The following is a 22,352-nucleotide window of genomic DNA, read 5'->3' as shown; positions in this document are numbered from 1 at the left end:
CCTGTGTCTTCGTGTGTCTTCGTGAAGACGCCTTGGGCTTCTCGCCGGGTTGCTCCGGTTCGTCAGGTTCAGTGATGTTAAGTCGATCTTGTCCGTTCGAGTGGTGGTTGCATACCGGCTTTCACTCATGCGGATGAATCGGGGTGTTCTGACTGGCGTGCCGTCGCGGCGCGCGTCAACGTACTCCGGGACACGGCGCCTCCCGGCGCCGCCACGGGAACCCCTGGAGGCTGTTGCATGGATCGGCGCCGCGTCGGATCCTGGTGTGCCGTCGTCGTCCTGGCCGCGGGTGCGGCCACGGCGTGCGGCGGAGGCGCCGACGAGAAGGTCGCCCCGGCGGGCAACGTCCCGGCGCCGGGCGCGGCCCCCGCGGAGGATCCCGCGGGCGGCGCGGCCCCCGGCAGGGCCCCGGCGGGCGGCGACAACTCCCGCCCCGGCGCGCGTACTCCGGCTCCCGCCGCCACCCCGGGCGACCGGCACAGCGGCGTCCCGCTGCCGCCCGCCGAGGCGGCGTCGGTGCGCCCCGAGGAGCCGTCGTTCGGCGGCGACGACGACTTGCCGGATCCGCCCGAGGCGCCGTCCGTCAGCCCCTCGGCCGACGCGCCGAGCGACCCGCCGTCCACTCCGGGGACGCCGCCGCCGTCCGCGTCGCCTACTTCCGCCCCGCCAGCACCCAGTCCGGAGGCGTCGCCGAGCAAGACCTGACACCTGCACGCGAGACGCGACGCGGCGACCACGCGTGCCACGGCCCGCGGGTCCGCTGGGAACCTCCGGACACGACATAGGCTCGACGCATCTGCCGGGCGGTGTCGAGGAGAAGCGGCGTGGGCGGTTCCAGCACCGAGGTCATGTGGGACGTCCCAGGCTCGTTCGCGTGGGGCGTCTTCCACGAGCGGCATCCCCGGCTGATCCACCAACTCGGCGCCGACCTCCCCCTCACCGCCGAACAGCGGCACATGCTGGGGGAGTTGCTCGACGAGACGCTGACCGGGGCGGTACGCCCCCTCGCCGACGACGCCCACGACGCCGGGCGCTGGGCCGCCTGGGGCGACGGCAAGTACGGGCGCCGCTGGAGCGAGACCTCGTTCCTCTGGGCGGAGAGCTACTTCTACCGTCGCCTGCTCGGCGTGCTCGGCTACTTCGACGCCGGAGTCTGGCACGGCGTCGACCCGTTCGCCCCGGCCAAGGCGGCCGAACTGCACGGCAGCGCCGTCGACGGCGAGCTGGCGGCCCTCGACGACCTGCCGCGGTCGGCCGACCGGCGCGCGGTCGGGGACGCCCTGCTCACCGCCTCCCTCTGGGGCAACCGCGCCGACCTCGGATTCCGCATCACCGCGGGCGACGGCGGCGGGGCGTCCGGGCCGCTGCTCGCGGACGACCGCGAGGCGATCTGGACGCACCTCGCGGACCACCCGGGACGCGTCTGCCTGGTCGCCGACAACGCGGGCCCCGAACTGCTGCCGGACCTCGTGCTGGCCGACCACCTTCTGCACACGGGCCTCGCCGAAGCCGTCGTGCTGCACGTCAAGCCGCACCCCTACTACGTATCGGACGCGACGCCCGCGGACACCTTCGCCTGCCTGCGCCGCCTCCGCGCCGCGTCCGGAGCGGCCGCCGAGGCGGGCGAACGCCTGTGGCGGGAGGTCGAGTCCGGCTGCCTCGTGGTCCGCGCGCACCCGTTCTCGTGCGCGCCGCTGCCGTACGCCGAGATGCCCGGCGACCTGCGTGCCGACTTCGCCGCCGCCACGCTCACGATCATGAAGGGCGACCTCAACTACCGCCGCCTGGTGGGCGATCGCCATTGGCCGGCCGCTCTGCCCTTCGCGGACGCGGTGGCCCGATTCCCCGGCCCGGTGGCGGCCCTGCGCACCCTGAAGTCCGACGTGGTCGTCGGACTCGCCCCGGCAACCGAGACGCGCCTGGACGCCACGGACCCGAACTGGCGCACGAGCGGGCACCACGCCGTCATCCAGGCCCGCGTCTAGTGCGGTGGCCACAAACGTTTGCCGGTTCTCGTCGTTCAGTGCGGTGCATCGCTCGCCGGGCCTGGCGGCCCTCCAAGCGCAGGGCCGAAGCTCGTACCAGTCGTACTCGCGAGGTCCTGCAACGCGGCCAGGCGCCGTGCTGGGCGGCGAGAACCGGTGAAAGTTGGCCACCGCATTAGTTCGGTTGCGCGGCCGCCCGTGGGCGATTCGCCGGCGGTGTTGCGGGTGTTGGCGCTGCGGTTGTCGGGAAGCGCCTGGCCCTCGGTGTGAGGCGCGCCCATGCGCGGATCGGCCGGTGGTGGAGGCCCACGTTGCCGCACCGGCAGGGTTGCGGGTGTCGGGGTGTGCCGGTTGCCGGGAAGGCGGCCGGCTATTCGTGTGTGGTGAGGCGGAGTGCGGTTGCCTCCGCGGCAGCCCCTGGCGCCACACCGGCCGTGTCGCGGGCGGTGGCCCTCGCGGCTTGCCGCCAGGCGGGTCGGCGGGTGGACGGCTCGTGGCGTTGTGGGCGTTGGCCTGCGCGAATTGCCCGGTGGGCAGCCAGCCGTTTGTATGCGGTACGTGAGGGTCGTACCTCGTTCGGGTGATTCGTCTCAAGGTTTCCGGTGTCGGCGGTCGGGCTCGGCTTGCATGGTGGGCATGGGAAATCTTGTGAAGATCCAGGCCAAACCCGGGACGGCGCAGGGGGTTTCGTGCGATGGCGCGGGCGGCGCCGCGCTCGCCGAGCCGCCGGCGGTGGTGGGGGCGGACGAGTTCGACGACGCGCTGGTGGCGCTGCTCACCGCGGAGGCCGCGGTCGCGGAGACGGGCGTCCGGCCGCGTGGGGTGGACCTGGTCCGGCTCGAACCGGCGCTCGCCCCGGGCAGCGGTCCGGATCTGCCGGGCATACGGGCGATGGCGGTCGCGCTCGCGGGTCCGCAGAGACCGGCGATCCGGCGGGTCGGCGAGATCGCCGTCCTGCTCGCGGGCCTCGCGGACCTGGGACGCCACGCGCTCGTCGCGGATCTCAGCGAACTCGCAGTCCGCAGCCTCGCCGCAAATCCGCTCCTCGCGGTGAACCCGCAGGACTGGGTCTGGGACGCCGCGATGGACCTCGTCGACCTGCACGCCGTCGCGTGCTTTCGCATCGGGCGGCCGCCGATGCGTCTGCCCGAACCGCTCAGTCCCGCCCGCGCCCCTCTCGCGGTGGCGTCTTCGGCCGTCGTCGTACCGCAGGCGGACGCGTCGGCGTGGCGGCGGATTTAGCCGACGCCGACTCCGGCCCCGATCCCGATCCCGACTCCGATCCCGACTCCGACCCCGGCATTTCGCCGGGAGCCGTCGGCTCCGCCGCCACCGCGGCGACCGGACCCTTGCGCAGCGGAAGTTCGCGCAGCACGAGCGCGAGCAGGAATCCGCACAGCGCTATCGGCACCGCCGTCGCGAAGACCCAGGCCAGCGCACCGGCGAACGAGTCCAGCACGGCCGCGTGCGCGTCCGGCGGCAGCGCGTCGATCCGCTCGCGGGTGATCGTCGTGTGGTCGCCGCCCAGCGCCTGTTCCTCGGCTGCCGAGAGCCCCGTCGCCAGGCGATGCGTGAACACCGCGCCCAGTACGGCCACCCCGAACGACGAACCGATCGACCGCGAGAAGGAATTCAGCGCGGTGGCCACGCCGAGATCACGGTGGTCCACCGAATTCTGTACCGCGAGGGTGGTGACCGGGCCGATCGTCCCGAGTCCCAACCCCAGCACGATCAGGGCGACCAGAAGCCGCCAGTACGGGCTCCCGGCCCCGAGCGTCGCGAGCAGTCCGAGCCCGAGCGCGGCCAGCAGCGTGCCGCCCACCGGGAACCGCTTGTACTTGCCGATCCGCGAGACCAGGCGGCCGCACACCGTCGAACTGATCAGCATCGCCAGCATCATCGGGGCCAGCAGCAGCCCGGACGCCGTAGGGCCCTTGCCGTGCACGATCTGCTCGTACAGCGGGAGGAAGGTGCCCACGCCGATGAAGAGGCAGCCGGCCACCAGCGTCAGCGGGCACGCGACCCGCACCACCGCGTTCTGCGACAGCAGCCGCAGCGGGATCAGCGGGTCCACCACCCGCGTCTCGACCCGCACGAACAGCGCGAGCAGCACGACAGTCGCCGAGACGAGCAGCAGGATCTGGGGCGACGTCCACGCGTACGTCGTCCCGCCCCACGTCGTGGACAGGATCAGCGCCGCCGTACCGCAGGACAGCAGGACGCCGCCGAGCCAGTCGAGCGGCTTGCGCTCGCGGCGGTACGTCGGGGGCCGCAGCACGAAGCTCGTCACCACGAGGGCGACGGCCCCCAGCGGCAGGTTCACGTAGAAGATCCACCGCCACGACAGCGCCTCGGTGAGCAGGCCGCCGAGCAGCGGGCCGCCGACCGTGGACAGCGCGATCATCGAGCCGATCAGACCCTGGTACCGGCCGCGTTCGGCGGGCGGCACGAGGTCGCCCACGATGGCCTGTGCGTTGCTCATCAGCCCGCCCGCGCCCAGTCCCTGGATCGCCCGGAACGCGATGAGCGTGCCCATCGACTGCGCGAGCCCGCACAGCACAGAGCCGACGAGGAACACGCCGATGGCGGTCTGGAAGAGGTACTTCCTGCCGAACAGGTCGCCGAGTTTGCCGTACACCGGGGTCGACACGGCCATGGCCAGCGCGTACGCGGTGGTCACCCACGCCAGTTTGTCGAGTCCGCCGAGGTCGGAGACGATCGTCGGCAGCGCGGTGGCGACGATCGTCTGGTCGAGCGACGAGAGCAGGATGCCGAGCATCAACCCCGAGAACGCCAGCAGGATCTGGCGCCGGGTCAGGGGCGACGCCGAGGACTCGGACGTCGGGGACCCGGGTGTCGGGTGGGACGGCGATGCGATGCCGGCGGTATCCCCTGGTGGCATGGCCGCAAACTAGATGTGGTTTGCAACGAAGTCAACGAGGCCGACGCGTCCAGGGCCGCGTGTGTCGGTGCGGACGCGCTTCCGCTAGGCGGCTGCCGTGGGGGTCGCGGCGGGCTTCCAGCCGTTGCGGCGCAGGATGTCCACGATGCCGTCGACACCGTCGCCGCGCAGCCGCTCCACGACGCGGACGCCGTCGATGCGCGACTTCATGTCGGCGGGGGTCAGGCCGCGTTCGATGCACTCCTTGGCCAGCTCGTGCTGCGCCGGGAGCAGGCCCGCGGTCAGCCACGCGTGCACCTGTGCTGCGGACAGGTTCAGGCGCACCCACGCGGCGGCCATCTCGGAGCGCCACTCCGGTGTCGTGCGGGGGTCGATCTGCTTGATGACCCGGCCGATGTCCAGGAGCCGCGTCTGCCGCAGGTCGGAGACCTGGGGCGGGGCCGACGGGCCGGGGATCGAGGCGCGTGCCGCGGGGGCGTGCCTCGGCTGGTTACGGGACTGGTTGCGCTGCTGGGGCGCGGACTGCCGGGAGTCGGAGTTGCGCTGTGCCCGGGGCATCGTGGTGGCCCGACGGCGGGGCTGGCGGCCTTCGAGCAGGTTGGCCAGCATGAGCCGTTCGAGCGCGTCCAGGTTGTCGTCCACCCGCATCACCCTTCTGTGGGACTGAGCGGCGGTTGCCGGAACCATCTTGGACGGGGGCTCCGACACCGCAACGCGCGGATATGGGCACACCCCTCGGGTGCGCCGTCACATACGCAGACGCCACGGTCTTGCCCACGATCCGCGTACTTCACACACGCGATCGATCAACGTTTCGTGTTCATGTGACGATCCGTCAATCCACTTGCATCACGCGCGCGATGGTCCACGCCGTGGCGTGCGCCGTGGCGCGCCACCGGAAGCGGGCGGCTACGGTACGTGTCGTCTCCATTGCCCATGATCGGACCCCCGTCCGGGGCATTAGGCTGGACCACCGCGCGAGGAGGTGGGCCCCGTGACTCTGGGATACGACAGGTCCTGTTGGTTCACGCTGCCCGCTGAGCCCGCCGCCGTCCCGCAGGCCCGGCGCGCCCTCGCCGACCACCTGACCTACTGGGGACTGCCGAGCGACCACGACCTCGGGTACGGCCTGCGCCTCATCGCGTCCGAGCTGATCACCAACGCGGTCGAGCACGCGGCCGTCGTGTCGCCCGAGATCGTGGTGACCCTGACGGTGCACGACGGATGGCTGTGGCTGGGCGTCCGCGACCGGCACCCGTACCGCCCCGTCGCGCTGCTGGAGACGGTCGACGACACGTCCGGGCGCGGGCTGTTGATCGTGCGCCGCATCGTGGACGAGACCGGCGGCCAGATCCACATCGAGGCGCACGCCGACGGCAAGACGCTGTGGGTCATCCTGCCGTGGCCGGTGGCGTGACGGTGCTCCGCGCGGGTGGCGGTTCGGCGTTCAGGGGCAGGAGACCCCGAGCTTCTCGGCGAGCGGCTTGATCTCGTCGTTGTCCAGGGTGTCCAACTCGGCGAGCTTGGCGTCCGACATCTCCGCGGACGTCCGGACGTCCGCCTCGGCGGTCCCCGGCTCCGCCATCGCCAACGCGTGCGCGGCGCTCTCGGCCAGGAGTTCGGACCGCTTGATGTACGCCTCGCGCCACTGCTCCGCGTCGCCGTCCTCCGGCAGCGGCACGGCCTTGAGCTGCGTCACGATGCCGTCCATGCGGCGCGACAACTGCGCCAACTCCGCGGCGTAGCCAGGCAGGTCGCCCGCGTCGAGAGCGGCGTCCTTGGCCTGGAGGCGGTTGGTGAACTCGCTCGTCTCCTTGCCGCAGACCTCGTTGACCTTCGCGACCCAGCCCTCCAGCGTCTGTGCGCCCCCGGAGCCGTTCGCCACCGGCGCGACGGGCGCGGACGTCTTGCCGTCCTTGTCGGCGGACAGGTCGAACGGGCCGATGCCCATGGCGAGCAGCACGCTCACGACCGTCGCGACCGTGCCCACGAGGGTGAGCACGACCATGAGCCTCCCGCTGCGGTCTCCGCGCGGCGGCGGTGCCGAATGCGGCGTGTACCCCGGAGGGTTGCCGGGCCCGTACGGCGGGGGCATCTGCTGCGGGGACGACGACCGTCGTTGGTGACCCCAGTAGGCATTCATTTGTCGTCTCCGTGTCCAAGCCGGTCCATGTGGGAACGCCCTGCCGGCGTGTGCGGGCAGGGTGAAGCGACTTCGGCCGTGACGGGTGACCGCGCGATCCGGAGGACCCCCCCTTCGGATGACACGCGGAAATGGAAATTCCCCCCATTCCGGCCGCCTGACGGAGCCTCGGCTCCGACCGGCGTATTGCGATGCTAGCGCCGCGACAGGCGGAGTTTCACCCTGTCGAGGCACCGGTGACCCGCTCCACCAGGAACCGCGGCGGCGCGGCGGATCGTTGGGTTGGACGGGTGGCCGTGCCCTTCGGTTCCCGCGGAATGGGTTACCGTTCTCCGAACAGCACATGGACCAGGCACGCGGAACGGCGTGCCGGGCGCGTCGCCCGGCTCGCCGACCGGAAGCAGGTGCGCCGCCGAACACCGCCCCACCGCACGGCCGTTGTCGACCACGGGGAGGTCCGTACAGCCTATGTCGCCATCCGGTCAGGTACCGGCGACGCGGGTCGCGCACCAGCGGCCCGGTTCGCCCACACTCCCGCCCGTGCCCGACCCCGGCGGCCCGCCGTCGGACGCCGACTTGACCGAGGCCGCGGATCGCGCGGCCGTCGAGGCGCTGCTGCGCTGCTTGTTGCGCGAGGACGGCGTCGTGGTCCGCGACGGCCCAGTCGTCCGCGTCGCCCTCGCCGACAACGGCCCCGTCGTCGAAGTGGCCCTGGAGTATTGCTCACCGACCGGCTGGCACCGCTTCGGCCCGGCACGCGTCGCCGAGTCCGACACCGCGGCCGTGCTGGACGCCGCCGCGCTCGCCACCCTGGTGTGCGCCGACCGCCGTGCCGACATCGCGGCCGAATTCGCGGCGCGCGTAAGGGACTCCGTGCGCCGGACCGCGCGGCACCTGATCGTGCGGCACGCCGAGGACGTCCGCCCGACCGAGGCGCGCGTCCCGGACACCCGGGCGCCGCAGGCGGAGCCGGACGCGCCGCACGCGTCCGCGGAGAGCGCCGCGACCCCGTTCCTGGAGGCCGAGCAGGCCCTGTTGCTCGGCCACCCGTTCCATCCCACCCCGCACAGCCGGCAAGGCGTCGACGATGCCGAGGCGGAACGGTTCTCCCCGGAGCTGCGCGGGCGTTTCCCGCTGCACTGGTTCGCCGCGGACCCCGGCGTCGTGCAGTTGGACGAGGACCTGATCGGCCCACTCCCGGCCATCTTCGCCACCCTCGCCGGGCCCGGTCTGGAACGCCCGGCGGGGACCGTGGTCTTCCCCGCGCACCCCTGGCAGGCCCGCGACGCCGCCGCCCGCCCCGGCGTCCGTGCGCTGCTGGACGCCGGGCTCCTGCACGACCTCGGCCCCGCCGGGCCCGCGTGGTCGCCGACCTCGTCGGTCCGTACGCTCTACCGCCCGGACGCCCCGGTCATGCTCAAGACCTCCCTCGGCGCCGAGGTGGCCGACTCGCGCCGCGAGAACCTGCGGTCCGAGATGCGCCGCGGACTGGCCGTGCACCGGATGCTCGACGCGGGCCTGAAGCGCGTTCTGCACGGCGCCCACCCCGGGTTCGACGTGGTCCGGGACCTGGGCTGGCTGACCCTGCGCGCACCGGGCAGCAGTTGCGAGAGCGGGCTCGAACTCGTGGTGCGTGACAACCCGTTCGGCCCGCGCGACCGCGTCGTGTGCGTCGCCGGTCTCACCGCGTCGCGACCCGACCGCCCCGCGCGCCGCTCGCTCCTCGGGCGCACCGTGCACCACCTCGCCGTGCACACCGGACGCCCGCCCGCCGAGGTCGCCGAGACCTGGCTCGTCCGCTACCTCGACGTCGTGGTGGCGCCCGTGCTGTGGCTGTACGCGGAGTACGGGCTCGGCCTCGAAGCCCATCAGCAGAACACTCTCGTCGTCCTCGACGGCGACGGCTGGCCCATCGGCGGACGCTACCGCGGCAACCAGGGGTACCACTTCTCGGCCGCGCGCGGCGCCCCGCTCGCCCGCTGGCTGCCGGCGGACGTCCGTGAGGACGCGGCGACATGGTCCACGGACGCCGTCGTCGACGAACGCCTCGGCTACTGCGTCGGCGTCAACAACGTGCTGGGCCTGGTCGGGGCGCTCGGGGCCGAGGGACTTGCCGACGAGACACGGCTGTTGGCCCGCGTACGCGAGTTCCTGCGCCGCGTCCGCACCGACCACGAGCAGGCCGACCAAGGGTTGCTCGCCGGTGACCTGATCACGACGCTGCTGGACGCCCCCCGACTACGCTGCAAAGCGAACCTGCGCACCCGCGTCGCGGGCCTCGCGGCCCCGCCCGGTCCGCACGCGAACCGCACCGTCTACGTCGACATCGCGAACCCGATCGCCGCAATCTGAACCGGACTTGCGGCCCGTCCGACCGCCCCATGCTCCCGACAGACGCCCGACAACCTCCTCCGGGCCGCCGGCCCGCGGCCGGACCGCGCCTTGTGGCGGCCCGGTCCGCGTCCGGCCCGCGCGACCGGATGACCCGAACGGCATCCGGCTGACGCCCGCCGGATCCTGCACTACTTTCGGCGTGTGCCAACCGGCCCGCGCGGCGCGGCGCCGGTGCCCGGCACCGCGCCGCCGCGTACCTCAGGAGGGCCCGTGCCGCTGCCCGACGTCCCCGAACTCACCGGTCCCGCCTGGCAACGGGCCTCCTCCGCACTCCTGCTGGCACTGCTCGCCGAATACGCCTACGAAGGGCTGCTCAGCCCGATCCGCGACGAGGCCGATCCGGCGGCCGACGTCCCGGGCATGCGGACGGATGCGGATGCCGCCCCGCACCTCGCGGCGACCGCAGGTTCGGGCGGAGTCGCGGGGACGGAAGCATGGATGGAGGTGGAAGCGGAGGCGCATCCGACCGGCGCCGCAGGGCCGGCCGAAAACGCGCGCTCACGCGCGGACTTCGACCGGCAGCCCGCCCCGGGGACCGGGGCCGATCCTCCCTCGGACGGGTCGAGCCCCGGGTCGAGTTCCGGATCGGGGCCCGGGTCGGAACCCGGGGCGAGTGTCGGGTCGGAACCCGGGTCGAACCCCGGGGCGAGTGTCGGGGCGGGGCCCGGGTCGCAACCCGGGTCGGAACCCGGGTCGGAACCCGGGTCGGAACCCGGGTCGGAACCCGGGGTGAAGCTTGGTCGGACCCTCGGGATGAACCTCGGTCTGAACGTGGCACCGACCCCCGGACCGCCGGCCGACCTGCCGTCCCCGCCTGCCCTCCCGGCCCCGCGCTACCGCCTCGAACTCGCCGGCCACGCCGTGTACTCCTTCCGCGCCCGGCGCGGCGCGTTCGGCACCTGGCGCATCCAACCCGGATCCGTGCTCCGCGTCGCCGACGGCGTCGCCGCCCCCGCGACCGACCCCGCCCGACTCGTCGTCGACGCCGGCGCCGAACTCGGCCTCGGCCCCGACGAGAGCGCCCGCCTGGTGCGTGAGGTGACCATGGCCCTGCTCGGCGCAGCCCGCGAGGACGCCCGCGAGCGTCTCTCGGCCGCCCAACTGGCCGACATGCCCTACCTCGACCTGGAGGGCCGCGCGTCCGGCCGGCCCGGGCTGGTGCCCGACCGGGTGCGCCCCGGGTTCTCCGCAACCGACGCCACCCGGTGGGCCCCCGAGGCGCGCAACCCCATCCGCCTGCCGTGGGCCGCCGTGCACCGCACGATCGCGGTTTGGCGGTCGAGTTCCCCCGATCTCACCGAACAACGGCTCCGCGCCGAGGAGTTGGATCCCTCCACCCGGCGCCGCTTCACCGCCCGCCTGCGCGACCGCGGCCTCGACCCCGCCGACTACATCTGGCTGCCCGTGCACCCGTGGCAGTGGGACGAGACCGTCCTGCCGCTCTACGCGGAGGACCTCGCGCACGGCCGGATCGTCCCGCTCGGCGACGGCGGCCCCGACCGCTACCTGCCGCGCCAGGCCGCGGGCGGCTTCACCAACCTCGACCGGCCCGGGCGCCGCGACGTCGCACTGCCCCTCGCGGGGCCGGACGCGCCGCTGTGCCGCTCGATGGCGCGGCCGCCCTCGGCGTCCCCGGAGACCACGCGGTGGCTCGTCGACCGCTACCACGCCGACCCGTTCCTGCACGGTGAGAGCCGCGTCGCGCTGCTCGCCGACCTCGCCTCGGTGACCGTTCGGCACCCGAACCTGGACGCGGTGTGCGACGACGGGGGCGGCCACCCGTACCGCGCGCTGCTCGGAGCGTCATGGAGCGAACCGCTCGCGGCACACCTGGAACCCGGCGAACGCGCCCGTTCGCTCCCGGCGTTGCTGCACCGCGACCACGCCGGGCGAGCGGTCGTCGCCGAGCTTGTGGCCCGGTCCGGCCTGGCGCCGCGCGAATGGCTGCGCTGGTTGTGCAGCGCGGTGCTGCCGCCGTTGCTGCACCTGCTGTACCGCTACGGGCTGGCCGTCCCGGCATACGGCGAAACGCTGGTCGTGGTTTCGGACGCGGGCGAGGTCCCCGCGCGCCTCGTCGTCCGCGACGTCGCGCGCGGCCTCCTGGCCTGCACGGACGCGGACGGCGCGACCTTCCCCGAGGCGGACGGCCTGCCGTGGCCGACAGCCGGCCCGGGCGGAGCCGGGGACTTCGGGGAGGCATGGGAGGTCGGCGGGCCGGGCCGGACGGGCACCGCTTACCGCCCCGGCGATCTGGGACGGTTGTTCGGCGGCGGGCTGTTCGGCGGCCCGTTGCGGCACCTCGCAACGCTCGCGGACGACGAACTCGGCGTCCCCGAAGCGGTGTTCTGGGCCCTGGTCCGCGCCGAAACGACGCGCTACCAGCAGCGATTCCCCGACCTCAAGGAGCGCTACGCCATGTTCGGCCTGCTCGGCCCGCGCCTGGCCCGGCACACCCCGAACCGCGACCGGCTGCCCGGCCGCCGCCCGGCACCGCCGGAGACGGTGCCGAGCCCGCTGCACGGGCCTGAGACATGACCCGTGCGGGTCCGAGGCGTGACCGCGCAGGTCCGAGGCGTGGCCCCGCAGGTTCGAAGTGCGACCACGCAGGTCCGAGGCGTAACCGCGCAGGCCCGAGGCGTGACCACGCACAGGCCCGAGGCATGACCGCCGGGCCGTGCCGTCGCGCCGCCCACTCCCGGGACCGGGTGCGGCATGTCCGGATGTGTCCCGATGTGGAGGAAAGTCCCTTGGACCTCGGCGAGTCCGCGTCCTTACGCTGGACCGAGTCGGAAACGCCCGTACCGCGCCACGACCACGGGGACCTGGGGGACGCACCATGCCGTACACCGCCGAGATCAGCCGGGCGCACCCCGGCTGCCTGATCTTTCTGATCGACCAGTCCAGTTCGATGGACGACCCGATCGGAACCGCACCCGGGACCGGCGGCGCCGACGTCCGGGAAGGGCGCGACGCGCAGGCCGCCCCGCCGCGCAAGGCGGACGTCGTGGCCGACGCGCTCAACCGCCTGCTGTTCGAGCTGTCCGTGCGGTGCGCGAAGGAGGAGGGCGTCCGCGACTACTTCCACATCGCGGTCATCGGCTACGGCCACACCGTGCTGCCCGCCCTCTCCGGCGGCCTCGCCGGGCGGGAACTGGTGCCGCTCAGCGAGATCGTCGAGCACCCGGCCCGCTTCGACGCGCGGGTCCGCAAGGTGCCGGACGGCGCGGGCGGGCTGGTCGAGCGCACGGCCGAGGTCCCGGTGTGGGTCGAGCCGGTGGCGTCCGGCGGCACGCCGATGTGCCAGGCGGTCGGCGCGGCGTCCAAGCTCGTGCAGGGGTGGGTCGACGCGCATCCCGAGGGCTTCCCGCCCATCGTGCTCAACCTCACCGACGGCGAGTCCACCGACGGCAACCCCGCCGAGGCCGCGACCCGGCTGCGCTACCACGTCACCGCCGACGGCGAGGCGCTGATGTTCAACCTGCACATCTCGGCCAACCGCACCACCCCCGTGGGCTTCCCCGGGCCGGGCGACGAACTGCCCGACAAGTACGCGCACTTGCTCTACGCCATGTCCAGCGAACTGCCGCCCGGCATGCGCGCCTACGCGACCGAGCAGGGCACCGACGTCGCCGACGGCGCACGCGGGTTCGTCTTCAACGCCGACCTGTCCGCGGTCGTCCAGTTCCTCGACATCGGCACGCGCGCGGCGGACCTCAGGTAACGGCGGCATGCGTGCCCACGTCACGGTGCTCGCGCTGCACAAGGGCGGGGCGGAGGCGCACGAGTACGAGGACGCGGCATGGGTCGGGAGCCGCGGCGTCCCGTCCGTGCAGGGCGGCAGCGCGGTCATCGGCACCGGCCGCAGCATGATGCCGCCGCCGGGGCCGACCTGCCGCCGAGGCGGGGTCGGCAGGGTGTCGAGTGTGCGCGCGGCGGTGTCGGACGGCGCGTCCGACAGCCTGCTGGCGCGGCGCTGGGCCGAACTGCTGGTCCGCCAGGCCGGGGGAGCACCCAACGGGATGCTGCGCACCGCGGCCGGGTTCGCCGACGTGCTCGGGCGCGCCGCGGACCGCTGGCCCGACCTGATGAAGCGGTACGAGAACGCGCGCGAGCTGCGCGGCCGACCACTCGCCTGGTACGAACGCCCCGGGTTCGAGCGCGGCGCCCACGCCACGCTGCTGGTCGCGCACTTCGCCGCACACCGCTGGGCGCCCGCCCGCGGCACCTGGTCGGCCGCGGCACTGGGCGACACCTGTCTCTTCCACGTACGCGGCGACCAACTGCGCCTGGCCTTCCCGGTGGACAAGGCCGACGACTTCGGCAACCACCCGGCACTCGCGGCCAGCCTCGGCCAGGACCGTGCCGCGGTCGAATCGCACGCGCGTGTAGTCGGCGGCTCGTGGGTCGTGGGCGACCGCTTCTACCTGGCGACGGACGCGATGGCGGCGTGGTTCCTGCGCCGCCGGGAGGAGGGCGGAAGGCCCTGGCACGCGCTGCGCGTCCTCGACTCCGCGTCGCCGCGCGACTTCGCCGCATGGGCGGAACGCCGCCGCGCGTCGGGGGAGTTGCGCAACGACGACGTGACGCTCATACGCATCGAGCCCCGGTGAGGCGGGCCAGGTGACGACCGGCAGGTGGGCGGCGGGGGCGGTCGCGGACGGGACGGACGGGCCGTATCCCACGGGAGCGGACTACAGCGAGGCGATCCGCGACACGACCCTCTGCTTCGCCCACCCGACGGTCGCCGGGGGGCTCGTGGCCATGGGCCCACTGCGCATGCCGCGCGCGGTGTCGGGGAACTTCGGCAGCGTCTTCCGGGTCACCTCCACCGGTGCGGACACGCCCGGAACGGCGGGCGCCGGGCGGGAGTTCGCCGTCAAGTGCTTCACCCGCGCGATACCGGGACGGCTGCGGCGCTACCGGGCCGTCGCCGAGGCGCTGCGGGTACCGGACGCGGACTGGCGCGTGCCCGTCGAGTACGTGCCGCGCGGCATCCTGGTGCGCGGCCGGTGGTTCCCGGTGATCCTCATGGAATGGGTCGAGGGGACCGGGCTGATCCCGTGGATCGAGGCCCATCTCGGTGACCGCGCCGGGCTCGAAGGGCTCGCCGAACGATTCGCCGCCGTCGTGGCCGACCTGGAGGCGCACGGACTCGCCCACGGGGACCTCCAGCACGGCAACCTGATCGTGGCCCCGGACGGCGGCCTGCGGCTGATCGACTACGACGGGATGTACGTCCCGTCGCTGGCCGGGCTGCCCGCGGCCGAGCACGGGCACCGCAACTACCAGCACCCGCTGCGTGGTTCGCGCGACTTCGGCCCCGGCCTCGACCGCTTCTCGGCGCATCTCATCCACCTGACGCTGCGCACGCTCGCCCGCGAACCGTGGCTGTGGCGGACCTTCCACGAGGACGGTGGCGAACATCTGCTGCTCAAGGCCGAGGACTTCAACGCGCCGACGCAATCGGACCGCTTCTCCGCCACCGCGTGTGCGTCACCCGCGTTGACGGACGAGTGGGCGCGTCTCGCGCACTGGGCGACCCGGCCGATGGCCGAGACGGGGCCGCTGGGCGAGCCCGTCACGTCGGCAGCCCGTCCGCGCGGCGGCTTGCCGGGGTGGCTGGCCGAGGCGCTGGTCCAGGATGCGGGGGAGGCGGCGGCTCTCGGAACGCTGAGGCAGGGAGCGACGGAGCCACCGAACATACCGCCGGACGAAGGGGCTTCGGGGATCCCGGAGAGGGAGCCGGAGGGTGCACCGGGGGGCGCCGTTCCGCCCGCCGCGGAAGCCGGACGCGCACCCGCGGAGGCCCCGTCGACACCGCCGCCCGTCTTCACCACGGTCCCGCGCCGCCTCACCCGGCACATCCGCGCCGCCGCCTCCGCCCTGGCCGCGTTCGCCGCCGTCACCGGCACAGGCGTCGTCCTCGCGGGCCCGTGGATCTGGGCCGCCGTCGCCGCCGCCGTGACCGGTGCGACGGTGGTCGTGTCCGGGTACGGGAGCGCGCGGCGGGCGTACCGCGACTCGCCGGAGCTCCGTCGCCGGGACGCCGCCGTGGAGGCGGTCGGGGACGCCGAGGAGCTGGACGCACTGGCGGCCCTCCGCGTCCGACGGGCCCGCGCGGCCACCGAGGACGCCCGCGGGGCCCACGCCGACGTCGCGGCACGGCAGCTCGCCGACGGCAAACTGCTGCGCAGCCGCTACGAGTTCGAGCGCGAAGCGGTCGAGAAGCGGCTCGCGGAGGCACTGGAATCCGTCGAGCAGCGCCGCGTGCTGCTGGAAGGTTCCGGCGGGCGTGAGGAGTTGCTTGCGCTGCGTGCCCTCCAGGAGCGCGCCATCGACGAGGGACTGCGGCGGCACCCGATCCCGGCCGAGATGCTGGGGTCCCGGATCGCGGCCGTGCTGCGCGGCGAAGGCGTGCGTACCGCCGCCGACTTCACGCGGATCACGTCCGCCGTGCCCACCTCGGCGGAGCGGCGGGACCAGGCGGTGCTGTCGCGCCCCGGGCGGACCGTCAAGATCGACGGGATGAGCCCTGCCCTCGCGCGGAGTCTCCAGGAGTGGCGCGACGAGGTGGTGGAGGAGTTGCGGATCCGGTTGCCCGCGACGCTGCCGTACCAGGAGGCGCAGGAGTTGCACCGTAGACGGGCCGACCGGCGGCTCGACCTCGCCCGGCAGGCCGCCCGCGCCCGTGCCGTCGCCCTCGACGAACTCGCTTTGCTCGACGCCGACTTGGCTGCCGAGGAGAACCGGTTGGCGGGCGCCGGAGCCGGTGACGTGGCGCGTGCGGAGGCGGCGGTACGCGACGCCGAAGCGGTGCTCGCCGCCGCCGAAAGCGCCCGCGAGGCAGCCGCGACCGCCCTCGACGCGGCCCGCGCGGAGGCGGAGTCCTTCACGGCGCTGACGTTCCCGCGCTTCGTGGCGCATGCCCTCCGAGGCCGGTGACGGCTCTCCGCCGACGACCGAATTCTTTCAATCGTTCGACTGAAATCCGGTCTTGTGTGACACGTGTCGCCTGGGCGAGGCTTCCGGCCGCAGTCCGCCGTTCCCGGTCGGCCACCAAGGAGTTCGCCCCATGCATCCAGCGTCACGTGCCCGCCCGTCCGCGCGCCGCGCCGTACCGCGCCGCCGCTTCACCGGGTGGTTCCTCGTCCTCGCCCTGCTGCTCGGCCTCGGCCTCTCGGCCCCGGGTGCGCAGGCCACCACGACCACCGCGAACCCCGCGAGCGTGTGGTGGGAGGCGTACCCGAACCTCCCGCTCTACCCGGACAACAGCACCAATCCGAACAAGCGCGTGATCGACATCGGCATCCACTCACCCTCGACCGACAACATGACGGTCAAGTGGGTGCGCGTGCTGCTGCCCGAGAACTGGTCCAAGGACGCGGACCGGACCTGGCCCACGCTGTGGATGTTGCACGGCGGCGGGGACGACCACACCAGCTACACCGACCAGACGCACATCGAGGAGATGGTCGCCGACGAGGACGTCATGGTCGTCATGCCGGAGACCAGCAAGTGCAGTTCGTACCTGAACTGGTGGAACTACGGAGACGGGTCGCAGCCGCCGAACTGGGAGGACTACATCGTCGACGAGGTCAGCGACATCCTGGAGTCGCAGTACCGGGCGAGCGGCGAGCGGTCGGTACTGGGCATCTCGATGGGCGGCGGCGGCGCGATGATGCTGGCCGGCAAGCACCCCGGGCACTTCAAGGCGGTGGCCGCGATCAGCGGTGCGGTCAACATGCTGCACTACGACGCGGAGGAGGCGATCCAGGGGCCGAGCGTGGTCAAGGCGGGCGCGCTGAACTGCGGCGTCGACTGGAAGCGCATCAACGGCGAGCCCGGCTACCCGTTCTACACCGACGTCGAATCGGACGTGCGGCAGCGGCAGTTGTGGATCGACAACAGCGCCCTCGGCGTGGCCGAAGGCCTGCGCGGGACACCGCTGTTCGTGTCCTTCGGCAACGGCAGCACGGTGGACCCGGGATGGCTGTGGAACGGCGCGCAGACCGCCACCCCCTCACCCGGCCGCTGCCAGGCCACGCCGCCCCCCAAGGGCTTCGACGGGATCGGCAGCTTCGTCGAACGGGCGATCCGCGGCCAGAACCTCGACTTCGCCGCCGAATTGGCGGCGCGCGGCATCGCGGCCGACGTGTGCATGACCTACGGGCAGCACGAGTGGCAGTACTGGGAGCGCGAGATCTACGCGGCGCTGCCGATGCTGCTGGACGCGATCGACGCGTGACGGCGGTGTGCGACGCGGACCCGACGGTCGCGCGGCCGCTCTGACGTACGAACAGCCGGTCGGCTCCGGGCACATGCCCCGGGCCGACCGGCCGCACCCCGCTGCACGGGCGCGAACTACCGCCTACAGCCCCGTGATCCGCCCGTTCCGGAAGAGATCGACGAAGATGGCGTGGTCCTCGCGCGTGCGGGCCGCGTACGAGTGCGCGAAGTCCACGACGTGGGCCGCGAAGCCCTCCTCGTCGGGCTCCACGACGTCGCGGATCGCGTGCTCGGTCGAGAACGGCACGAGCGACTGGCCGCTGCTGTCCTCGTCCGCGACCGCGTGCATGGTGGCGGTCGCGCGGGCCAGGTACTCGACCACGTTGCGGATGTCGTCCGGCTCGTTGAGCGCCGACCAGTCGAGGTCGTTCGCGTACGGCGACACCTCCGCGACCAACTGCCCCACGCCCGCGATGTCGGTGTAGCCCAGCCACGGGTCGGCGTGCGCCTGGAGGGCCCGCTGCGAGATGACCGTGCGGTGCCCCTCGTGCCTGAAGTACGCGCGCACGTCCGCGTCGGTGACATGGCGGCTCACCGCGGGCGTCTGGCCCTGCTTCATGTACAGGATGACGTCGTTCTCCAGGGCCTCGGTATTGCCCTCGATGAGCAGGTTGTACGACGGCAGCCCCGCACTCCCGATGCCCACGCCGCGGCGCCCGACGACGTCCTTGACCTCGTACGTGTCCGGCCGCGAGCGCGTGGTCTCCGGCGTCGTCGCGAGATAGCGGCCGAACGCCTCCAGGACCGTCTTCCGCGTGTCGTCGTCCAGCGCGAACGCCCCGCCGGTCAGCGAGAAGCGGCGGTCGTAGCCGTCGATGACGGTTTGCTCGTCGAGCAGCCCAACCCGGGTCTGGAGCCGCGCCCGGTGCAGCACGTCGAGCAGCGGGCCGGTGGCGGTGCTCAGGGTGAGCGCGGTCTGCGCCCCGGCCGGGTCGTCCGTGAGCATCAGGATCTGCGTGCGGTAGGCGCGTGCGTACGAGGCCACGAGCTCGCCGATCAGTTCGTCGCTGAGCGCCTTGGCGTAGCCGATGAGCGCGAGGCTCGCGGCGAAGCGCTGCACGTCCCACATGAACGGCCCGAGATAGGCCTCGTCGAAGTCGTTCACGTTGAAGACGAGGCGGCCGTCGGCGTTGAGGTAGGTGCCGAAGTTCTCGGCGTGCAGGTCCCCGTGGATCCACACGCGGTCGGTGCGCGTGTCCACGAACGGGTTCGCTGCGCCGTCGACGTCCGCGTAGTAGAGGCACGCGGTGCCCCGGTAGAACGCGAAGGCGGAGGCCGCCATCTTGCGGAACTTGACGCGGAACGCCGCCGGGTCGGCCTGGATCAGCTCCCCGAAGGCCGCATCGAACACCTTCAGGATCCGTTCCGCCCGCTGCTCCCGGTTCACCTGTCCGAAGACCACCCGCGAACTCCTTCGTCGTCCTTTGTCGTCGCGCTGCCCTGCTTCTCCGGCAGCATGACAGGAGGCCGGTAAAGGGCGGATGTGGGGCGGGGGAAGGACGGCCAAAGCGCGTGTGACGCGCGGCACGCCGGGCCGGCGACGGAATGGGCGAGGCGGCGTCGCGAGCGGCGTCGTGGCACTGGCCCGGCGGAACGGCGGCCCGGGTCAGGAGGCCGGCGGCTCGCTCTGCGTCACCGCGAACCCCGACGGGCCCAGGTCACCCGTCGCCGCTCCACCGCTGAACCCGGGCGGGACCTTGCCGGACGGTACGGAGCCCGGGAAGGACGTCGCGCCCTGGTAGTCGGGCAGCGCTCCCGGGCCGGTCAAGTCGTTCCAGCGGGGAGAGGTCACGATGGCCTCCAGCTCCGCCAGGGTGAGCACCGGGTCGACGCGGCGCGCGGGACTCTTGACGGCATTGATGTCCTCCGTGTTCGCGGCCCGGGCGGTGATCACCATCCCGTCGTGGCGGGCCAGGACCACCGACCAGACCTTGGGCTCCAGGGCGTCCGGCATCTTGTCGTCCGGCATCGGAGCCGCATAGTCCCGGGCCAGCCGCAGGCTGCTCCCATCCGGCAGGTCCCTGACCTCGCACGTGACCCCGGGCGGCGGATCGGTCCGGCAGGTGAGGCTCGGAAACGCCTCCTTGGTCCGGTTCTTGAGGAAGCCGAGGGAGACGTACCCGGGTGTCCCGCCGCCGGGCCGGAAGACGAGCGACACGGCCAGGCTGCCGGGCATCTTCTCCGGGTCGCCGAGCGTGTTGAGGCTGCGTTCCACACTGTTCCCGGCGGGCAGCAGCATCGTCAGCGTCTTCAGCACCGCGTTGCCGGTCAGCGGCGGCGCCGGGGGGAGGGATTCGGGGGTCGCGGACGGCGGCCGTGACACCTCCGGCGGATCCGGCTGCTGTGCCGTCCCGGTCGGGCCGGAGGCGTGCGAACCGGTCGTCACGACCAGCGCGCCCGTGCCCGTCAGCAGCGCGACGGCGAGGGCCGCGCCGGTGATCTGCACGCGGCGCACCGCGCGCATGCGGCGCCCGCGTTCCAGCCCGCCGCGCACCAGTTCGGCCGTCGGGGGGCGGAGGCCGCGCGTGGCGGCGTGCATGGCGTACGTGAGAGCGCGCTCGTCCGGAGGCGACTCGTCGGCCGCCCCCGGCCGGCCGTCGGGTCCGTACTGGTCGGGGTTCATCGGTTCACCGTCTCTCGGCCGCGTGCGCGGCGGCGGGCGGGGCGTGCCGCGGACTCGGGGAGCGTCCGGGCGGGGCAAGGTGCTCGGTCGGCCATCATGCCGCCGCGAACATGTGGAGTTCGCCGCCGAGGATGCCGCGCAGCTTCTCCAGCGCGCGCAGCGACCGGTTGCGGACCGCCCCCGCCGAGCAGCCCATCTGCTTGGCGGTCTGCTCGACGCTCATGTCCTCCCAGTAGCGCAGGACGAGCACCGCGCGGTCCTTGGGCGGCAGCGCGGCCAGGCCCTTGAGCAGCGTCAGGCGCAGCGCCGGGTCGATGTCGGGTCCGGCGGTGTCGGGGAGGGTGCCGTACGGCTGCTCGGTGCTGCTGCGCAGCCGCCGGTGCGACAGGTAGCTGCGGACCAGGACCGTGCGGGCGTAGGCGTCCGGGTTGTCGGCCGCCCGGACGCGGCGCCACGAGCGGTACAGCTTGCCCAGGGTGATCTGGACGAGGTCCTCGGCGAGGTGCCAGTCCCCGCACAGCAGCCACGCGGTGCGGAACAACTGTCCGCTCCGGGCTGTGGCGAATTCGAGGAATTCGTCCGGATCCGCTGTCATCTGGCCGTCCTTGTCGTACGCGCTGCCCCTGCTTCCACCCCTACGACGCGGCACGGGGCGGGGCGTGTCACACACCCCGCGCGACAATTTCCGGCCGCCCCCCGCGCGTTGCCCCGCCGCGGTGCCGCGTGCGGGCACGATGAAGCGTTGTCGGGCGGTTTGGCCGGGGCTGAACGGTACGGGACGTACCCTGGTGCCAGGTTGATCACATTTGATCGAGGAGTGCGTGTGGGTACCGATGTCGACCGGGTCTGTACGCGGACCCGAAGCTGGGTCAGCGACGCCGTCCGCAAGGTCCACGCGGACGCCAACCGGTCCGCCGACACCCACCTGCTCGTCTACCCGCTGCCCCTGGAGTGGGGCATCGACCTGTACCTCAAGGACGAGTCGACGCACCCCACCGGCAGCCTCAAACACCGCCTCGCGCGCTCGCTGTTCCTCTACGGCCTCTGCAACGGATGGATCCGCGAGGGCACCACGGTCATCGAGGCGTCCTCCGGCTCGACGGCCGTCTCGGAGGCCTACTTCGCGCGCATGCTCGGGCTGCCCTTCATCGCGGTCATGGGCAAGAAGACCAGCCCCGAGAAGATCGAGCTGATCGAGTTCTACGGCGGCACCTGCCACCTCGTCGACGACCCGGCCACGGTGTACGACGTCTCGCGCCGCCTCGCCGCCGAGACCGGCGGGCACTACATGGACCAGTTCACCTACGCCGAGCGGGCCACCGACTGGCGCGGCAACAACAACATCGCCGAGTCGATCTTCGGTCAGATGGCCCAGGAGCGGCACCCGGTCCCGACCTGGATCGTGGTCGGTGCGGGCACCGGCGGCACCAGCGCGACCATCGGCCGTTACGTGCACTACCAGTGCCACGACACCCGGCTCGCCGTCGTCGACCCGGAGAACTCGGCGTTCTTCGACGGCTGGACGCGCGAGGAGCCGGAGTACACGGTCAACGCCGCCTCGCGCATCGAGGGGATCGGCCGGCCGCGCGTCGAGCCGAGCTTCGTCCCCGAGGTGGTGGAGCGCATGATCAAGGTGCCGGACGCCGCCTCCATCGCCGCCATGCGCCACCTGCACAGGCTGACCGGCCACAAGGCGGGCGGCTCGACCGGCACGAACCTGTGGGGCGCGCTGCAACTCGCCGCCGAGATGCGGGAGTCCGGGCGCACCGGATCCATCGTCACGCTGCTGTGCGACGGCGGCGCGCGCTACGCGCACTCCTACTACTCGGACGCCTGGCTGGCCGAACAGGGCCTGGACATCGCGCCGTTCGCCGACGCCATCGACCGGCTGCGCGAGACCGGCCGCCGTTCCGGTCCCGCCGCGGAGGAGACCGGGCGCTGACGCGCGAGCGCCGACCGGGCGGACGGCCCGGACGGCGCGCGGCCGACCCGCGGCCGCTCCGAGCGCGGCGTTCCGAG

Annotated in this window: 17 protein-coding genes; 11 read left to right on the top strand and 6 right to left on the bottom strand. The window is 73.1% G+C overall.

The genetic code is table 11. From position 1 onward, the window contains the following. Positions 1–237 precede the first annotated feature (237 nt). The 3 genes from ACRX5S_RS34230 to ACRX5S_RS34220 all read left to right on the top strand — a co-directional run bounded on the left by ACRX5S_RS34230 (position 238) and on the right by ACRX5S_RS34220 (position 3,227). Complete coding sequence (locus tag ACRX5S_RS34230; RefSeq protein WP_436777102.1) at positions 238–705, top strand: hypothetical protein; 468 nt, start codon at positions 238–240, stop codon at positions 703–705. 143 nt (positions 706–848) lie between these two features. Further along, positions 849–1,985: a damage-control phosphatase ARMT1 family protein gene (locus tag ACRX5S_RS34225; protein WP_436777187.1), complete on the top strand. Its 1,137-nt coding sequence runs from the start codon at positions 849–851 to the stop codon at positions 1,983–1,985. 636 nt (positions 1,986–2,621) lie between these two features. After that, positions 2,622–3,227, top strand: coding sequence for a hypothetical protein (locus tag ACRX5S_RS34220; protein WP_436777101.1), 606 nt, complete (start codon positions 2,622–2,624; stop codon positions 3,225–3,227). Here the strand turns inward: ACRX5S_RS34220 and ACRX5S_RS34215 are convergent. Together ACRX5S_RS34215 and ACRX5S_RS34210 are read right to left on the bottom strand one after the other, a co-directional pair. Continuing rightward, positions 3,142–4,887 carry an MDR family MFS transporter gene (locus tag ACRX5S_RS34215; protein ID WP_436777100.1) on the bottom strand — a complete coding sequence of 582 codons (1,746 nt, stop codon included), beginning with the start codon at positions 4,885–4,887 and terminating at the stop codon, positions 3,142–3,144. The genes ACRX5S_RS34220 and ACRX5S_RS34215 overlap by 86 nt on opposite strands. A gap of 84 nt (positions 4,888–4,971) precedes the next feature. Beyond that, a complete protein-coding gene (locus ACRX5S_RS34210; RefSeq protein WP_436777099.1) occupies positions 4,972–5,529 on the bottom strand; it encodes a hypothetical protein in 558 nt (185 codons plus the stop codon). 352 nt (positions 5,530–5,881) lie between these two features. Here ACRX5S_RS34210 and ACRX5S_RS34205 point away from each other — a divergent pair, with 352 nt between their 5' ends. After that, on the top strand, positions 5,882–6,304 hold the full coding sequence (locus ACRX5S_RS34205) for an ATP-binding protein (RefSeq protein WP_436777098.1): 423 nt from the start codon (positions 5,882–5,884) through the stop codon (positions 6,302–6,304). A gap of 30 nt (positions 6,305–6,334) precedes the next feature. Here ACRX5S_RS34205 and ACRX5S_RS34200 read toward each other — a convergent pair whose 3' ends face one another. Then, positions 6,335–6,895: a hypothetical protein gene (locus ACRX5S_RS34200; protein ID WP_436777097.1), complete on the bottom strand. Its 561-nt coding sequence runs from the start codon at positions 6,893–6,895 to the stop codon at positions 6,335–6,337. A gap of 675 nt (positions 6,896–7,570) precedes the next feature. On the opposite strand from ACRX5S_RS34200, the gene ACRX5S_RS34195 reads away from it, so the two are divergent. The 6 genes from ACRX5S_RS34195 (at position 7,571) to ACRX5S_RS34170 (ending at position 17,669) form a co-directional block, all read left to right on the top strand. Then, positions 7,571–9,382, top strand: coding sequence for an IucA/IucC family protein (locus ACRX5S_RS34195; RefSeq protein ID WP_436777096.1), 1,812 nt, complete (start codon positions 7,571–7,573; stop codon positions 9,380–9,382). A gap of 795 nt (positions 9,383–10,177) precedes the next feature. Then, entirely contained in the window at positions 10,178–11,959 is a 1,782-nt protein-coding gene (locus tag ACRX5S_RS34190; protein ID WP_436777095.1) for an IucA/IucC family protein, read from the top strand. 301 nt (positions 11,960–12,260) lie between these two features. After that, positions 12,261–13,145, top strand: a complete 885-nt coding sequence (locus ACRX5S_RS34185) for a VWA domain-containing protein (protein ID WP_436777094.1) — start codon at positions 12,261–12,263, stop codon at positions 13,143–13,145. A 7-nt stretch (positions 13,146–13,152) separates the two neighbouring features. Further along, entirely contained in the window at positions 13,153–14,034 is an 882-nt protein-coding gene (locus ACRX5S_RS34180; RefSeq protein WP_436777093.1) for a hypothetical protein, read from the top strand. Between the two features lie 10 nt (positions 14,035–14,044). After that, entirely contained in the window at positions 14,045–16,366 is a 2,322-nt protein-coding gene (locus ACRX5S_RS34175) for a hypothetical protein (protein WP_436777092.1), read from the top strand. 130 nt (positions 16,367–16,496) lie between these two features. Continuing rightward, positions 16,497–17,669, top strand: coding sequence for an alpha/beta hydrolase (locus tag ACRX5S_RS34170; RefSeq protein WP_436777091.1), 1,173 nt, complete (start codon positions 16,497–16,499; stop codon positions 17,667–17,669). A gap of 123 nt (positions 17,670–17,792) precedes the next feature. Here ACRX5S_RS34170 and ACRX5S_RS34165 read toward each other — a convergent pair whose 3' ends face one another. The 3 genes from ACRX5S_RS34165 to ACRX5S_RS34155 form a co-directional block, all read right to left on the bottom strand. Continuing rightward, positions 17,793–19,112 carry a DUF2252 domain-containing protein gene (locus ACRX5S_RS34165; RefSeq protein ID WP_436777090.1) on the bottom strand — a complete coding sequence of 440 codons (1,320 nt, stop codon included), beginning with the start codon at positions 19,110–19,112 and terminating at the stop codon, positions 17,793–17,795. A gap of 204 nt (positions 19,113–19,316) precedes the next feature. Next, the gene (locus ACRX5S_RS34160; RefSeq protein ID WP_436777089.1) at positions 19,317–20,333 is read right to left on the bottom strand and encodes a hypothetical protein; all 1,017 of its coding nucleotides are present in this window, start codon (positions 20,331–20,333) and stop codon (positions 19,317–19,319) included. Between the two features lie 94 nt (positions 20,334–20,427). Beyond that, a complete protein-coding gene (locus tag ACRX5S_RS34155) occupies positions 20,428–20,928 on the bottom strand; it encodes a SigE family RNA polymerase sigma factor (RefSeq protein ID WP_436777088.1) in 501 nt (166 codons plus the stop codon). Between the two features lie 222 nt (positions 20,929–21,150). Here ACRX5S_RS34155 and ACRX5S_RS34150 point away from each other — a divergent pair, with 222 nt between their 5' ends. Beyond that, complete coding sequence (locus ACRX5S_RS34150) at positions 21,151–22,275, top strand: PLP-dependent cysteine synthase family protein (protein ID WP_436777087.1); 1,125 nt, start codon at positions 21,151–21,153, stop codon at positions 22,273–22,275. Positions 22,276–22,352: the final 77 nt, after the last annotated feature.

It is taken from the genome of Yinghuangia sp. YIM S09857 (assembly GCF_051388915.1).
Taxonomy (GTDB): Bacteria; Actinomycetota; Actinomycetes; order Streptomycetales; family Streptomycetaceae; genus Yinghuangia.
This window is presented reverse-complemented; position numbering and strand designations above follow the sequence as displayed.

What these genes read in the sequence shown, in the direction of transcription:
- ACRX5S_RS34230 (WP_436777102.1), top strand. Translation starts at nt 238, where the DNA reads ATGGATCGGCGCCGCGTCGGATCCTGGTGTGCCGTCGTCGTCCTGGCC.
- ACRX5S_RS34225 (WP_436777187.1), top strand. Translation starts at nt 849, where the DNA reads ATGTGGGACGTCCCAGGCTCGTTCGCGTGGGGCGTCTTCCACGAGCGG.
- ACRX5S_RS34220 (WP_436777101.1), top strand. Translation starts at nt 2,622, where the DNA reads ATGGGAAATCTTGTGAAGATCCAGGCCAAACCCGGGACGGCGCAGGGG.
- ACRX5S_RS34215 (WP_436777100.1), bottom strand. Translation starts at nt 4,887, where the DNA reads ATGCCACCAGGGGATACCGCCGGCATCGCATCGCCGTCCCACCCGACA.
- ACRX5S_RS34200 (WP_436777097.1), bottom strand. Translation starts at nt 6,895, where the DNA reads ATGGTCGTGCTCACCCTCGTGGGCACGGTCGCGACGGTCGTGAGCGTG.
- ACRX5S_RS34190 (WP_436777095.1), top strand. Translation starts at nt 10,178, where the DNA reads ATGAACCTCGGTCTGAACGTGGCACCGACCCCCGGACCGCCGGCCGAC.
- ACRX5S_RS34185 (WP_436777094.1), top strand. Translation starts at nt 12,261, where the DNA reads ATGCCGTACACCGCCGAGATCAGCCGGGCGCACCCCGGCTGCCTGATC.
- ACRX5S_RS34180 (WP_436777093.1), top strand. Translation starts at nt 13,153, where the DNA reads ATGCGTGCCCACGTCACGGTGCTCGCGCTGCACAAGGGCGGGGCGGAG.
- ACRX5S_RS34170 (WP_436777091.1), top strand. Translation starts at nt 16,497, where the DNA reads ATGCATCCAGCGTCACGTGCCCGCCCGTCCGCGCGCCGCGCCGTACCG.
- ACRX5S_RS34160 (WP_436777089.1), bottom strand. Translation starts at nt 20,333, where the DNA reads ATGAACCCCGACCAGTACGGACCCGACGGCCGGCCGGGGGCGGCCGAC.
- ACRX5S_RS34155 (WP_436777088.1), bottom strand. Translation starts at nt 20,928, where the DNA reads ATGACAGCGGATCCGGACGAATTCCTCGAATTCGCCACAGCCCGGAGC.